We start from the raw sequence: 13,316 nt of genomic DNA, 5'->3' as shown, positions 1-13,316 counted from the left end.
TCGGATCCGATTCCGTCAAGTTGCCTGCGCGTTAAGGCGCTTCGGGCTTCCCGAAGGGGTCCGCGCCGTTCTCCGGCGGGACCACCTGCTTCTCCTCCGCGAAGTGGCAGGCCGAGTCGTGCTTCGCCGGGCTGTCGGTGAGGCGGAAGACCGCGGGGACGGCCAGGGCGGGGACTTCGAGGGCGCAGCGCTCCTGGGCCTTCCAGCAGCGGGTGCGGAAGCGGCAGCCCGTGGGGATGTTGGCCGGGGAGGGGACGTCTCCGGTGAGGATGATCCGTTCCCGGTGGGCGCGCGCCTCGGGGTCGGGGACGGGGACGGCGGAGAGCAGCGCCTGGGTGTACGGGTGGGTGGGGTGGTCGTAGATCTCCGCGTCGGTGCCGATCTCGACGATCCGGCCGAGGTACATGACGCCGACCCGGTCGGAGATGTGCCGGACGATCGACAGGTCGTGGGCGATGAACACGTACGACAGGGAGAACTCGGTCTGGAGCTTGTCCAGGAGGTTGACGACCTGGGCCTGGACGGAGACGTCGAGCGCGGAGACCGGTTCGTCGGCGACGATGATCTCGGGCTGGAGGGCGAGCCCGCGGGCGATGCCGATGCGCTGGCGCTGGCCGCCGGAGAACTGGTGCGGGTACCGGTTGATGTACTCGGGGTTGAGGCCGACGACGTCGAGGAGGTCCTGCACCTTGCGGCGCCGGTCGCCCTTGGGCGCGACCTCGGGGTGGATCTCGTACGGCTCGCCGATGATGTCGCCGACCGTCATGCGCGGGTTGAGCGAGGTGTACGGGTCCTGGAAGACCATCTGGATGTTGCGGCGGACCGCCTTGAGGGCCTTCGGCGACAGGGTGGTGATGTCGTCGCCCTTGTAGCGGATCGAGCCGGACGTCGGCCGCTCCAGGTTGACCAGCATCTTCGCGACGGTCGACTTGCCGCAGCCGGACTCGCCGACGATGCCGAGGGTCTCGCCCGCGGCGAGGTCGAAGTCGACGCCGTCGACGGCCTTCACCGCGCCGACCTGCTTCTTGAAGAGGATGCCCTGGGTCAGCGGGTAGTGCTTGTGGAGGTCCCGGACTTCGAGAATCGCCTCAGCCATGGAGGCACTCCTTCCAGAAGTGGCAGGCGCTGGAGCGCGGCACGGGCGAGTCGGTGACCTCGTACAGCGGGGGCACGTCGGTGCGGCAGACGTCCTGGGCCATGGGGCAGCGCGGGTTGAAGGCGCAGCCCGGCGGGATGTTCAGCAGGTTGGGCGGCAGGCCCTTGATCGCGTACAGCTCCTGGCCCTTCTGGTCCAGGCGCGGGATCGATTCGAGGAGGCCCTTGGTGTACGGGTGGGCGGGGGCCTTGTAGATCTCGTGGACGGGGGCGCGTTCGACGATCCGGCCCGCGTACATGACGGCGATCTTGTCGGCGACGTCGGCGACGACGCCGAGGTCGTGGGTGATGAGGATGAGCCCCATGTTGAGTTCGCGCTGGAGCTCGGCGAGCAGGTCCATGACCTGGGCCTGGACGGTGACGTCGAGGGCGGTGGTGGGCTCGTCGGCGATGATCAGCTCGGGTTCGAGGGCGAGCGCCATCGCGATCATGATGCGCTGGCGCATGCCGCCGGAGAACTGGTGGGGGTACTGGCCGACGCGTTCCTTGGCGGCGGGGATGCGGACCCGGTCCATCAGTTCGACGGCCTTGGTCTTGGCGTCCTTGCGTGACATGCCCCGGTGGACCTGGAACATCTCGCCGAGCTGGTCGCCGACGCTGACGACGGGGTTGAGGGAGGACAGCGCGTCCTGGAAGACCATCGCCATCTTGGCGCCGCGGATCTTGCGCCGCTCCTCCTCCTTGAGCTTCAGGAGGTCCTGGCCCTGGAAGAGGATCTCGCCCTGGGTGATCTTCCCCGGGGGGATGTCGAGGATGCCCATGACGGCCTGGGCGGTGACGGACTTGCCGGAGCCGGACTCGCCGAGCACGGCGAGGGTCTCCCCTGCGTCGACGGAGTAGTCGACGCCGTTGACCGCCTTGGCGACCCCGTCCCGGGTGTGGAACTCCACGTGCAGGTCGCGCACTTCGAGCAGCATGGGTCCCTACCTCAGCTTGGGGTCGAGGGCGTCGCGCACCGCGTCGCCGAGCATGATGAACGCGAGCACGGTGACGGCGAGCGCGCCCGCCGGCCAGAGCAGCATGTGCGGGGCGTTGCGGATGTACTGCGAGGCCGAGGAGATGTCGATGCCCCAGGAGACGGTGGGGGGCTTGAGGCCGACGCCGAGGAAGGAGAGCGTCGCTTCGAGCGCGATGTACGTGCCGAGGGCGATGGTCGCGACGACGATGACGGGCGCGAGGGCGTTGGGCGCGATGTGGCGGAGCAGCATCCGGGAGTTGGACGCGCCGAGCGCGCGGGCGGCCTGCACGTAGTCGTTCTGTTTGGCGGTGATGACGGAGCCGCGGGCGATGCGGGAGATCTGCGGCCAGCCGAGCAGCACCATGAAGCCGATGACGGGCCAGACGGTGGAGCTGGTGACGACGGAGAGCAGCACCAGGCCGCCGAGGATGACGGGGATCGCGAAGAAGACGTCGGTGATCCGGGAGAGGATGCCGTCCCAGGCGCCGCCGTAGAAGCCGGCCAGGCCGCCGAAGATCGAGCCGATGATCGTCACGCCGAGGGTGGCGAACACGCCGACCTGGACGGATGCCCTGGCGCCGTACACGGTCCGGGTGTAGACGTCGCAGCCCTGACCGTTGAAGCCGAACGGGTGGCCGGGCTGCGAGCCCTCCTGGGCCTTGGACAGGTCGCACTGGAGCGGGTCTCCGCTGGCGATGAGCTGGGGCCAGATCGCGATCACCACGAGGAACAGGATGATCAGGCCGGAGACGATGAAGACCGGGTTGCGGCGGAGGTCGTGCCAGGCGTCGGACCACAGGGAGCGGGGCTTTCCGGCGGGGCCGGTGCCGAGCGGTCCGCCGGGGGTCTTCTCCAGCGACTCGCCCTCTTCCATGGCGAGGTCCGTGGCGCCGCCCGCGCCCGTGTGGCTGATGGGGCGCCCGTCGTCGAACGGATCAAGGGGCTCAGGCATAGCGGATCCTCGGGTCAAGGACGGCGTACAGGAGGTCGACGAGGAGGTTGGCCAGCAGGAACACCAGGACGAGGACGGTCACGAAGCCGACGACGGTCTGGGTGTTCTGGCGGACGATGCCCTGGTAGAGCTGGTAGCCGACGCCGTGGATGTTGAAGATCCGCTCGGTGGCGATGGCGCCGCCCATCAGCGCGCCGATGTCGGCGCCGATGAAGGTGACCACCGGGATGAGCGAGTTCCGGAGCAGGTGGCGGGTGATGACCCGGCGGCGCGGCAGTCCCTTGGCGACGGCGGTGCGGACGTAGTCGGCGCGCTTGTTCTCGGCGATGGAGGTGCGGGTGAGCCGGGTGACGTACGCGAGGGAGACCGAGGCGAGGACGAGCCCGGGGACGATGAGCTCGTCGAAGGGGGCGTCGGTGGAGACCGCCGGTTTGATCCAGCCCCATTTGACGCCGAGCAGCAGCTGAATCAGCAGGCCGGTGACGAACGTGGGGATGGAGAGGACGACCAGGGTCAGCACGAGGACGGTGGTGTCGATCGGGCGGCCGCGTCGCAGGCCGGTGAGGACGCCGAGGCTGATGCCGATGACGATCTCGAAGAGGATCGCGACGATGGTGAGCCGGATGGTGACCGGGAAGGCGTTCGCCATCAGTTCGGTGACGGGCTGGCCGTTGAAGGCGGTGCCGAAGTCGCCGGTGAACAGGTTGCCCATGTAGATCAGGTATTGCTGCCACACGGGCTTGTCGAGGCCGAACTCCTTCTCCAGCTGGGCGGCGGTCGCCGGGTCGCAGGCCCGGTCGCCGCAGAGGCCGGCGATGGGGTCGCCCATCACGTTCACCATCAGGAAGATCAGCAGGGTGGCGCCGATGAAGACCGGGATCATCTGCAGCAGACGCCGGATCACATAACGACCCATGGGGGGCTCCGGGGGTTGGGGAAGGCGCGCGGCCCGGCTCGCGCGTGATCGCCGGGCCGGGCCGCGCGCCGACGCGCTGCGTCAGTTGACCTTGATCTGGTCGTAGACGGGGACGCTGAACGGGTTGAGCGTCACGTTGGAGACGCGCTCCGAGTAGCCGGCGCTGCCGTTCTGGTACCAGAGCGGGATGGCGCCCATGTCGTCGCGGACGATGCCCTCGGCCTGCTGGAAGGTCTCGACGGCCTTCGCGGTGTCGGCCTCGGCGTTGGCCTGGTTGACGAGCTTGTCGAACTCCGGGTTGGTGTACTTGCCGTCGTTGGACGAGGCGTTGGTGTAGTACAGCGGCTGCAGGAAGTTCTGGATGAGCGGGTAGTCCATCTGCCAGCCAGCCCGGAACGGGCCCTTCATCTTCTGCGTGCTGACCTGGCTGCGGAAGTCGGCGAAGGTGCCGATGGGGTTTCCGACGCAGGCCCGGTTGTTGCCGAGGGCGTTGTTGATGGAGTTGCAGACGGCGTCCACCCACTCCTTGTGGGAGCCGGTGTCGGCGTTGTACGAGATCGTCATCGTGCCGCCGGGGATGCCGCCGCCCTCGGCGACGAGCTTCTTCGCCTCGGCCGCGTCGTACTTGCAGAAGTCGCCGCAGACGTCCTTGAAGCCGCCCTTCTCGCCGAGGACCGGGGAGGTCCAGTCGACCGCGGGGGTGCGGGTCTTCTGGAAGATCGTGTCGGTGATCTGCTCGCGGTTGATGGCCCGCGAGAGGCCCTGCCGGAGCTTCTCCTGTCCGGGCTTGTTCCAGGCCGGGTCGTAGAACGGGAAGGACAGGGTCTGGATGATGCCGGCGGGGACGTTGATGTACCGGTCGCCGAGGTCCGCTTCGACGTTCTTCAGTTGGGAGGCGGGGACGTCGTCGACGAGGTCGAGGTTTCCGGCCGTCAGGTCGGTGTAGGCGGTGTTGTTGTCGGTGTAGACCTTGAGGGTGATGCCGCCGTTCTGGGCCTTGTCGGTGCCGGGGTAGCCGTCCCAGCGCTTGAGGGCCATCTGGGAACCCTTGGAGTACGAGTCCACGGTGTACGGGCCGTTGCCGACGGGCTTCGAGAGCCAGGCGGCGTGGTCCGTGAAGAAGGCCTGCGGGAGCGGGGAGAAGGCGGCGTAGCCCAGGGTGATGGGCCAGGTGGAGAACTTCTGGGTGAGCTTGACCGTGAAGGTCTGGGGGCCGGTGACCTTGAGGCCGGACATGGTCTCGGCGGTCGGCTCGCCCTTCTCGGGGTGGACCTTGTCGTAGCCCTCGATCTGGCCGAAGAAGGCGGCGTTCTTCTGGTTGTTCTTCAGGTGGGCGCCGTAGTTCCAGGCGTCGACGAAGGACTTGGCGGTGACCTTCTCGCCGTTGGAGAAGGTCCAGCCGTCCTTGACCGTGATGGTGAAGTTCATCGAGTCGGTGGTCTCGATCTTCTCGGCGAGCATGTCCTTGGCCTCGCCGGTCTTCGGGTCGTACTGCTTGAGACCCCGGAAGATCATCGACAGGACCTTGCCGCCCTGGACCTCGTTGGTGTTGGCGGGCTCCAGCGGGTTCTGCGGGTCGCCCCACGAGGAACTCACGATGCCGTCGGCCCCTCCGCCACCGCCGCTGTCGTCGCCGCCGCCACAGGCGGTCGCCGCGAGGGCGACGGCGGTGGCCAGAGCGGCCCACTTGGCGTGCGTGGCTCCGCGCATGGAGTGCCTCCCATATGTCCCTAAGCATGACTTAGAGCTCAATATCACCCCAGAGCGGACGGCATGCATGTTGTCGGCGCCCATCGGTGGCGCCCCGTCAGCCGAGCAGCCGACCCAGGGTCCGCGCGTCGACCAGACCGTCGGCGGGAAGACCCGCACCCGACTGGAAGGATGCGACCGCCGCCGCCGTGCCGGGGCCGAAGAGACCGTCCGCCTCCGCGGGGACGCCGCGCGCCCCGAGCAGGACCTGAACCGCCCTCACCGCCTCCCCCGCGTCGCCCGCCCGCACCGGGACGCCGAGCTGGTGCCAGGTCTGGTCGCCCGCCAGGCCGTCGGGCCTCGCCCGGACGAGCCGCTGGAAGTCCCGTACCGCCTGCTCGGTGGCCGGGCCGAACGAGCCGTCGGGGACGAGCGGCGCGCCCCGCCCCGCCAGCAGGTGCTGGAGCGCCCGCACCCGCTCGCCCGTGTCGCCGGTGCGCAGCAGCGGCCACACCGGCGGGGCCGGGTCGCCGCCGATCAGCGCGGCCACGTCATGGCGGAGCCGCGGCAGCAGCGCGTACAGCCGGTCGCCGGGGCACTCGGTGGCGTTGAAGTCGCGGTGGCCGTAGATCTGGTACGCGCGCAGCCCGTATTGCTGGCCGATGTGGGCGCACAGGTCGACGAGGGCCGCGTACTGCTCGCCGCGCGGGTCGACCGAGGTGTAGGTGCCCTCGTTCTCGATGCCGATGGCGACGGTGTTCTGCCCGGTGCAGTGCGCGGCCTCGACGGTCCGGTCGCCGTCGCCGAGGGCGGCCAGGCTGCCGTGCCGGCCCTCGACGACATGGGCGCCGCGGCTGATCGTGAAGTGCTGGCCGGTGTCGCTCCAGCCGCGGTCGTCCATGGCCCAGACCTGCATGGAGCGGGCGAGCCGGAAGGCCTGCTCCCGCGAGAGGTCGGTGACGTTGGGGGTGGCCGTGTGGTGGACGATGATCTTCACCGCGGGGGCCGGGCGGACCGTGAGGGGGGCGCCGGGCGGGCGGGCGCCCCAGGTGTCGCAGTCCGCGATGACGGTGGCCTGCCGGGCGGCCTGCGCGGTGTCTCGCGGCGCGGTCTGCGCGGTGTCTCGCGGCGCGTCGGGGAGGTCGCCGTCGGCCCTGGCCCGGCCGGCCGCGGCCACGGGCAGCGCGGTGGCGGCGCCGAGGGCGAGGACGCCGGTGAGCAGGGAGCGGCGGCGGGGGTTCGAACCGGTGACCGTGGTCATGGGCGGGCGGCCTCCAGGGCGTCGGCGTGGCGGACGGTGCCGGATGACACCGGGGATGCCGCACCACAGTCACAGACGCCGGGCCCCGTCCCGGGCGTCCCACCGCGCCCGGTGGCCCGAGACACCCGTCCGGCGCAGGTAACCGGCCGGGGGTGCGCCGCGCCCCGGCCGCGGGACGCGGCGGGCCGCTCTCCGGGGAGACGCCGACGGCCGGCCCCCGGCGCCTGTGGGGCGCCGGGGGCCGGCCGTGACGTTCGAGCGGGGTGTCAGTGCACCGGAACGACCTGCTTCTCCTCGGCGAAGTGGCACGCCGAGAGGTGCGCGGCCTTGGTGTCCTGGCCCTTGAAGCGCTCCGGGATCGCGAGCAGCGGGGTCTCCTGCGCGCACTTGTCCTGCGCCTTCCAGCACCGGGTGCGGAAGCTGCAGCCCGACGGCGGGTTCGCCGGCGAGGGGACGTCACCGGTGAGGATGATCCGCTCGCGGTGCGCGCGGGCCTCCGGGTCCGGCACCGGCACCGCGGAGAGCAGCGCCTGGGTGTACGGGTGCGTCGGGTGCTCGTAGATCTGCTCGTCCGTACCGATCTCGGCGACCTTGCCGAGGTACATGACGCCGACGCGGTCCGAGATGTGCCGGACGATCGACAGGTCGTGCGCGATGAAGAGGTAGGAGAGGTTGAACTCGTCCTGGAGCTTCTCCATCAGGTTGATGACCTGCGCCTGGACGGAGACGTCCAGGGCCGACACCGGCTCGTCGCAGATGATGATCTCCGGGTTGAGCGCGAGGCCGCGGGCGATGCCGATGCGCTGGCGCTGACCGCCGGAGAACTGGTGCGGGTACCGGTTGATGTACTCGGGGTTCAGACCGACGACGTCGAGCAGCTCCTGCACCTTGCGGCGCCGGTCGCCCTTCGGGGCCACCTCGGGGTGGATGTCGAAGGGCTCGCCGATGATGTCGCCGACCGTCATGCGCGGGTTGAGCGAGGTGTACGGGTCCTGGAACACCATCTGGATGTTGCGGCGCACGGCCTTCAGCGCGCGGCCGGTCAGCTTGGTGATGTCCTGGCCCTTGTAGAAGACCTCGCCGGCGGTGGCCCGCTCCAGGTTCATCAGGAGCTTGGCGACCGTGGACTTGCCACAGCCGGACTCGCCCACGATGCCGAGGGTCTCGCCCTGGTAGAGGTCGAAGGAGACCCCGTCCACGGCCTTGACCGCGCCGATCTGCTTCTTGAAGAGGATGCCCTGCGTCAGCGGGAAGTGCTTCTTCAGGTTGCGCACCTGGAGGATCGGCTCGCCGCGGCCCACCGGGGCCTCGACGGCGGCGGCCACGGCCTCTTCGTTCTTGCTGAGGTCAGCCATGGATCGTCTCCTTCCAGAAGTGGCAGGCGCTCTTCCGGCCCGGAAGGTCCGAGCCGTCCTGCTCGGTGACCGGCACCAGGGCCGGGATCTCCGTGCGGCAGATGTCGTCGGCCTTGGGGCAGCGCGGGTTGAAGGCGCAGCCGGTGGGCACCTTGAGCAGGTTGGGCGGCAGGCCCTTGATCGCGTAGAGCTCCTGGCCCTTCTGGTCCAGGCGCGGGATCGAGTCCAGCAGGCCTCGGGTGTACGGGTGCGCGGGGCGCCCGTACAGCTCGTGCACCGGCGCCTGCTCGACGATCCGGCCGGCGTACATGACGGCGATCTTGTCCGCGACGTCGGCGACGACGCCGAGGTCGTGGGTGATCAGGATCAGACCCATGTTGTACTCGCGCTGGAGCTCCGCGAGGAGGTCCATGACCTGGGCCTGGACCGTCACGTCGAGAGCCGTGGTGGGCTCGTCGGCGATGATCAGGTCGGGCTCGAGGGCGAGCGCCATGGCGATCATGATGCGCTGGCGCATGCCGCCGGAGAACTGGTGGGGGTAGTCGGAGACCCGCGCCGCGGCGGCGGGGATCTTGACCTTGTCCATCAGCTCGATGGCCTTGACCTTGGCGTCCTTCTTGGACAGGCCCTGGTGCACCCGGAACATCTCGCCGAGCTGGTAGCCGACGCTGAGGACCGGGTTGAGGGAGGACAGCGCGTCCTGGAAGATCATCGCGATCTTCCGGCCGCGGATCTTCCGGCGCTCCTCGTCGGCCATCTTGAGCATGTCCTGGCCGCGGAACAGGATCTCGCCCTGCGGGATCTTGCCGGGCGGCATGTCGAGGATGCCCATGATGGCCTGCGCGGTGACGGACTTGCCGGAGCCGGACTCGCCGAGGACGGCGAGGGTCTCGCCGGCGTTCACCGAGTAGTTGACGCCGTTGACCGCCTTGGCCACACCGTCACGGGTGTGGAACTCGACGTGCAGGTCGCGGACTTCGAGCAGCGGACCGTTGTGGTCGGCGCCGTCGCGGGGCGACGGGACCGTCGCGGTGTTGTCGATGATGGTCACGTGTAACGCCCTCCTAGCGCAGCTTGGGGTCGAGGGCGTTGCGGACGGCTTCGCCGAGCATGATGAACGCCAGAACGGTGATGCTGAGCATGATCGAGGGCCACAGCAGGATGTGCTGCGCCACTCGGATCTGGTCGACACCGGTGGAGATGTCCACACCCCACGACACGGTCGGGGCGGCGAGGCCGAGACCGAGGTACGACAGGGTGGCCTCGGCGGAGATGTAACCGCCGAGGGCGATGGTGGCGACGACGATCACCGGGGCCATCGCGTTCGGCAGGATGTGCCGGAACAGGATGCGGGTCGTGCCGGCGCCGAGCGCCTTGGCCGCGTGCACGTAGTCGGCGTGCTTGACGGTGATCACGGCGCCGCGCATGACGCGGGCCATCTGGGTCCAGCCGAGGAACGCGAGGGCGAAGACGACGACCCAGACCGTCCGGTCGACGAAGGACTGCAGGACGACCATGGCGCCGAGCAGGAACGGGATGCCGAAGAAGATGTCGGTGAGGCGCGAGAGCACCGCGTCGACCCAGCCGCCGAAGTAGCCGGCGAGCATGCCCATCACGCCACCGACGAGGGTGACGATCGCGGTGACGCAGACGCCGACGATGATCGAGGCACGGGTGCCGTAGATCAGTCGGGCGTACACGGAGCGGCCCTGGCCGTCGTAGCCGAGCCAGCCCTCGGAGCCGATGCTGCCGAGCTCCGGCTTGCCGAGGAAGTGCTTCACGAGGTCGCCCCTGGTGGGCGAGGCGCTGGTGAAGAGGCTCGGGAAGGCGGCGATCAGGAGCAGGAAGAAGATCAGCACCGAGGCCACGATGAAGTACGGGTTGCGGCGCAGGTCGACCCACGCGTCGCCCCAGAGGCTGCGGGCCTTCTCCTGCTTCACCGGCGTCACGTCGGCGGGGAGCGCGACGGCGTCCTCGACGGCGGTCGGGGTCTTGGTCACGTCAGGCATACCGGATCCTCGGGTCCAGGACCGCGTACAGCAGGTCGATGAGCAGGCTGGTGACGAGGTAGATGATCACCAGGATGGTGACGAGGCCGACCAGGGTCGACCCTTCACGCCGGGTGATCGACTCCGCGATGAGGCCACCGACGCCCTTGATGTTGAAGATGCGCTCGGTGACGACCGCGCCGCCCATGAGGGCGCCGATGTCGGTGCCGAGGAAGGTGACCACGGGGATCATCGAGTTGCGCATCAGGTGCACGCCGATGACACGGCGGCGGGGCAGGCCCTTGGCGACGGCCGTACGCATGTAGTCGGCGCGCAGGTTCTCCGCCATGGAGGTCCGGGTGAGCCGGGCCACATAGGCGAGTGACAGACCGCCGAGCACAATGGCCGGAGCGATCATCTCGGACACCAACTGGTCGTTGCTGACGTTCGGTTCGATCCAGCCGAGCTCGAAGGCGAACACCATCTTGATGATGAAGCCGAGGACGAAGACCGGGATCGAGATGATCAGCAGCGTGAAGATGAGGATCGCGTTGTCGGCGAGCCGGCCGGCCTTGAGCCCGGCGATGATGCCGAGGCCGATGCCGAAGACCAGCTCGAACGCGAACGCCAGGGCGGCGAGCTGCAGGGTGACGGGGAACGCCTCACCCAGCACGTCGGTGATCGGGCGACCGTTGCGGATCTGGGTCCCGAAGTCGAAGTGCAGGATGATGTCGGTCATGTAGTTCCAGTACTGCTGCCAGAGCGGCAGATCCAGTCCCAGATCGTGTCTGATCTTCGCGAGGGTCGCGGGGTCAGCGCCCTTGTCCCCGAACATCCCCGCCACGGGGTCGCCGGGCAGGCTGTAGACCATGAGGAAGATCAGCAGGGTGGTCCCGAGGAAAACCGGGATCATCTGGAGCAGTCGTCGTGCGACATAGCGCCCCATCATGCCTCCGTTGAAATATGACAGCAGCAACCGACGGGCCCTCCCGCGGCAGCCGCGCCCCGAAGCGGGTGCGCGAATGTCGTGGAAGGGCCCCCCAGCCACATACGTAAGGCGCCGAGGGCGGGGCTGACATCCCGTCAGCCCCGCATCGGCAGGCGGACTACGCTTGGGTGATTACTTCTTGACCTCGACGCCGGTCAGGATCGGGTCACCGTCCTGGCCGTACGCCACGCCCGAAACCTTCTCGGAGAAGCCCGCGTTGACCTTGTAGTACCAGAGCGGGATGGACGGCATGTAGTTCTTGAGGTCCTTCTCGATCGCCTGGTAGGCCTTGACGGACTCGTCAAGGGTGGCGGCCGAGTCGGCCTTCGCGATCTTGGCGTCCAGGTCCTTGTTGGAGAAGTCGCCCTGGTTGCCGCCCGCACCCGTACGGAACAGGTCCGAGATGAAGTTGGCGTTCACCGGGTAGTCGAGCACCCAGCCGGAGCGGTACAGGGACTTGACCTGCTTGGTCTTACGAGCGGTCAGGTCGGCCTGGAAGTCCGGCTTGCCGTCGCCGACGCACTGGACGTCGGTGGCCTGCTGGATGGAGTTGCAGACAGCGTCCACCCACTCCTTGTGGCCACCGTCGGCGTTGTACTGGATGGAGATCTTGTTGTTCGGGACGCCACCGCCGGCCTTGATGAGCTCCTTGGCCTTGGCGGGGTCGAACTTGGTGACGCCGGCGCCACCGTCCTCCTGGAAGCCCAGGACACCCTTGGCGACCCAGCCGGTCGCGGGCTCACGCGTGCCGTTCAGCACCGTCTTGGTGATGGTGGCGCGGTCGATCGCCATCGACAGACCCTGCACGACGCGGGGGTCGATCGCCTTCGGCTTCTTCCACTGGTCGGCGTAGAAGGCGACGGCGATGGTCTGGATCGCGGAGTACGGCTGGTCCACGGCGCGGTCGCCGAGGTCCTGGCGGTAGACCGGGAGGTCCTTCGGCGCGATCTGACGGAGAACGTCGACGTTGCCCGACTTCAGGTCCTCGTACGCGGCCTCGAGGGTGGTGTAGTTCTTGAAGACCACACCGCCGTTCTTCGCCTTGTTCGGGCCCTTGTAGTCGTCGTATCGAGTGATCTCGATCTTCTTCTTGTGGTCCCAGCTCTTGAACTTGTAGGGACCGTTGCCGACCGGCTTCTGGCCGCCGGCCTCGGGGTCCTTGTAGAAGGACGCCGGGAGCGGGGCGAAGACGATGTACGCGAGCTTGTGGCCGAAGTACGGAACGGCCTTGGTGAGCTCGATCGTGAAGGTGGTCTCGTCGACGACCTTCAGGCCCTCCATCGTCTCGGCGGTGGGCTTGGCGCCCTCGGCCTCGGGGTGGACCTTGTCGAAGCCCTTGATGTCCGCGAACCACGAGGACAGACCCTGGGCGTTCTTGACGTTGGCGTTCCAGTTCCAGGCGTCCACGAAGGACTTGGAGGTCACCGGGGTGCCGTCGTGGAACGTCCAGCCGGCCTTCAGCTTGACGGTCCACTTCTTCGAGTCCGTCGTGGTGACCGACTCGGCGTTGATCATCTCCAGCGAACCGTCGGCCTTGTAGTCGACCAGGGTCGAGAACAGGCCGGCCATCACGGCGGAGCCGTTGGACTCCATCGTGTCGCCGGTGAGCAGGGGCTTCTCGGGCTCGCCCAGCTCGACGGAGAAGATTCCGTTCGGGTCAACAGCGCCCTTGGCGTCGCTGCCGCCTCCGCTCTTACCCCCGCCACAGGCGGTCGCAGCAAGGGCAACGATGATCGCGCCCGTTACCCACTTGGCGCTCTTGGCACCGCGCATGGGTTCCTCCTCATGAGTCCACTTTGTCACTACAAGAGGGGCACTCCGAGTTTCGCCGACACCCCTGACGGCTTTGGACTCAAGTGCCCCGAGTGTGCTCGTGAGTCGGCACTCCCCACAGTGCGTGACCCATTGACCCGAGCTCAATGGAGCCAACTATTAAGTACGTCCGGGCTGTAAACCACACTTAAGTGGTCTCGTTTTGACAACATCACCACCCCCCCGGATACCGAAATCCGGACAAACTGAGCACAGACAGACACGCCCGAAACGGACCGTTA

General features: G+C 68.3%; 11 protein-coding genes. All 11 read right to left on the bottom strand.

From position 1 onward, the window contains the following. Positions 1-31: 31 nt before the first annotated feature. On the bottom strand, positions 32-1,096 hold the full coding sequence (locus DEJ43_RS23885) for an ABC transporter ATP-binding protein (protein WP_015035956.1): 1,065 nt from the start codon (positions 1,094-1,096) through the stop codon (positions 32-34). Continuing rightward, the gene (locus DEJ43_RS23880; RefSeq protein WP_015035955.1) at positions 1,089-2,072 is read right to left on the bottom strand and encodes an ABC transporter ATP-binding protein; all 984 of its coding nucleotides are present in this window, start codon (positions 2,070-2,072) and stop codon (positions 1,089-1,091) included. The genes DEJ43_RS23885 and DEJ43_RS23880 overlap by 8 nt, the downstream gene beginning before the upstream one ends. A 6-nt stretch (positions 2,073-2,078) precedes the next feature. Beyond that, the gene (locus tag DEJ43_RS23875) at positions 2,079-3,065 is read right to left on the bottom strand and encodes an ABC transporter permease (protein ID WP_015035954.1); all 987 of its coding nucleotides are present in this window, start codon (positions 3,063-3,065) and stop codon (positions 2,079-2,081) included. Beyond that, a complete protein-coding gene (locus DEJ43_RS23870; protein WP_015035953.1) occupies positions 3,058-3,981 on the bottom strand; it encodes an ABC transporter permease in 924 nt (307 codons plus the stop codon). The genes DEJ43_RS23875 and DEJ43_RS23870 overlap by 8 nt, the downstream gene beginning before the upstream one ends. A gap of 81 nt (positions 3,982-4,062) precedes the next feature. Then, the gene (locus tag DEJ43_RS23865; RefSeq protein ID WP_015035952.1) at positions 4,063-5,691 is read right to left on the bottom strand and encodes a peptide ABC transporter substrate-binding protein; all 1,629 of its coding nucleotides are present in this window, start codon (positions 5,689-5,691) and stop codon (positions 4,063-4,065) included. Between the two features lie 97 nt (positions 5,692-5,788). After that, positions 5,789-6,931, bottom strand: coding sequence for a peptidoglycan recognition protein family protein (locus DEJ43_RS23860; RefSeq protein ID WP_015035951.1), 1,143 nt, complete (start codon positions 6,929-6,931; stop codon positions 5,789-5,791). A gap of 266 nt (positions 6,932-7,197) precedes the next feature. Further along, positions 7,198-8,286 (bottom strand): ABC transporter ATP-binding protein, encoded by a 1,089-nt coding sequence (locus DEJ43_RS23855; RefSeq protein ID WP_015035950.1) that lies wholly within the window; start codon positions 8,284-8,286, stop codon positions 7,198-7,200. Then, the gene (locus DEJ43_RS23850) at positions 8,279-9,337 is read right to left on the bottom strand and encodes an ABC transporter ATP-binding protein (protein WP_015035949.1); all 1,059 of its coding nucleotides are present in this window, start codon (positions 9,335-9,337) and stop codon (positions 8,279-8,281) included. Before DEJ43_RS23850 ends, DEJ43_RS23855 begins: the two co-directional genes overlap by 8 nt. Before the next feature lie 13 nt (positions 9,338-9,350). Further along, positions 9,351-10,295 carry an ABC transporter permease gene (locus DEJ43_RS23845; RefSeq protein ID WP_015035948.1) on the bottom strand — a complete coding sequence of 315 codons (945 nt, stop codon included), beginning with the start codon at positions 10,293-10,295 and terminating at the stop codon, positions 9,351-9,353. Continuing rightward, positions 10,288-11,220: an ABC transporter permease gene (locus DEJ43_RS23840; RefSeq protein ID WP_041664165.1), complete on the bottom strand. Its 933-nt coding sequence runs from the start codon at positions 11,218-11,220 to the stop codon at positions 10,288-10,290. Before DEJ43_RS23840 ends, DEJ43_RS23845 begins: the two co-directional genes overlap by 8 nt. Before the next feature lie 174 nt (positions 11,221-11,394). Beyond that, positions 11,395-13,035 carry a peptide ABC transporter substrate-binding protein gene (locus tag DEJ43_RS23835; protein WP_015035946.1) on the bottom strand — a complete coding sequence of 547 codons (1,641 nt, stop codon included), beginning with the start codon at positions 13,033-13,035 and terminating at the stop codon, positions 11,395-11,397. Positions 13,036-13,316 lie beyond the last annotated feature (281 nt).

This window comes from Streptomyces venezuelae ATCC 10712 (assembly GCF_008639165.1).
Taxonomy (GTDB): domain Bacteria; phylum Actinomycetota; class Actinomycetes; order Streptomycetales; family Streptomycetaceae; genus Streptomyces; species Streptomyces venezuelae.
Note: the sequence above shows the minus strand (reverse complement) of the source record. Positions and strands in the feature narration are given on the sequence as shown.

Excerpts from the sequence above, each read along its gene's own strand:
- DEJ43_RS23885 (WP_015035956.1), bottom strand. The coding sequence starts at position 1,096 with ATGGCTGAGGCGATTCTCGAAGTCCGGGACCTCCACAAGCACTACCCG.
- DEJ43_RS23880 (WP_015035955.1), bottom strand. The coding sequence starts at position 2,072 with ATGCTGCTCGAAGTGCGCGACCTGCACGTGGAGTTCCACACCCGGGAC.
- DEJ43_RS23875 (WP_015035954.1), bottom strand. The coding sequence starts at position 3,065 with ATGCCTGAGCCCCTTGATCCGTTCGACGACGGGCGCCCCATCAGCCAC.
- DEJ43_RS23870 (WP_015035953.1), bottom strand. The coding sequence starts at position 3,981 with ATGGGTCGTTATGTGATCCGGCGTCTGCTGCAGATGATCCCGGTCTTC.
- DEJ43_RS23865 (WP_015035952.1), bottom strand. The coding sequence starts at position 5,691 with ATGCGCGGAGCCACGCACGCCAAGTGGGCCGCTCTGGCCACCGCCGTC.
- DEJ43_RS23860 (WP_015035951.1), bottom strand. The coding sequence starts at position 6,931 with ATGACCACGGTCACCGGTTCGAACCCCCGCCGCCGCTCCCTGCTCACC.
- DEJ43_RS23855 (WP_015035950.1), bottom strand. The coding sequence starts at position 8,286 with ATGGCTGACCTCAGCAAGAACGAAGAGGCCGTGGCCGCCGCCGTCGAG.
- DEJ43_RS23845 (WP_015035948.1), bottom strand. The coding sequence starts at position 10,295 with ATGCCTGACGTGACCAAGACCCCGACCGCCGTCGAGGACGCCGTCGCG.
- DEJ43_RS23840 (WP_041664165.1), bottom strand. The coding sequence starts at position 11,220 with ATGGGGCGCTATGTCGCACGACGACTGCTCCAGATGATCCCGGTTTTC.
- DEJ43_RS23835 (WP_015035946.1), bottom strand. The coding sequence starts at position 13,035 with ATGCGCGGTGCCAAGAGCGCCAAGTGGGTAACGGGCGCGATCATCGTT.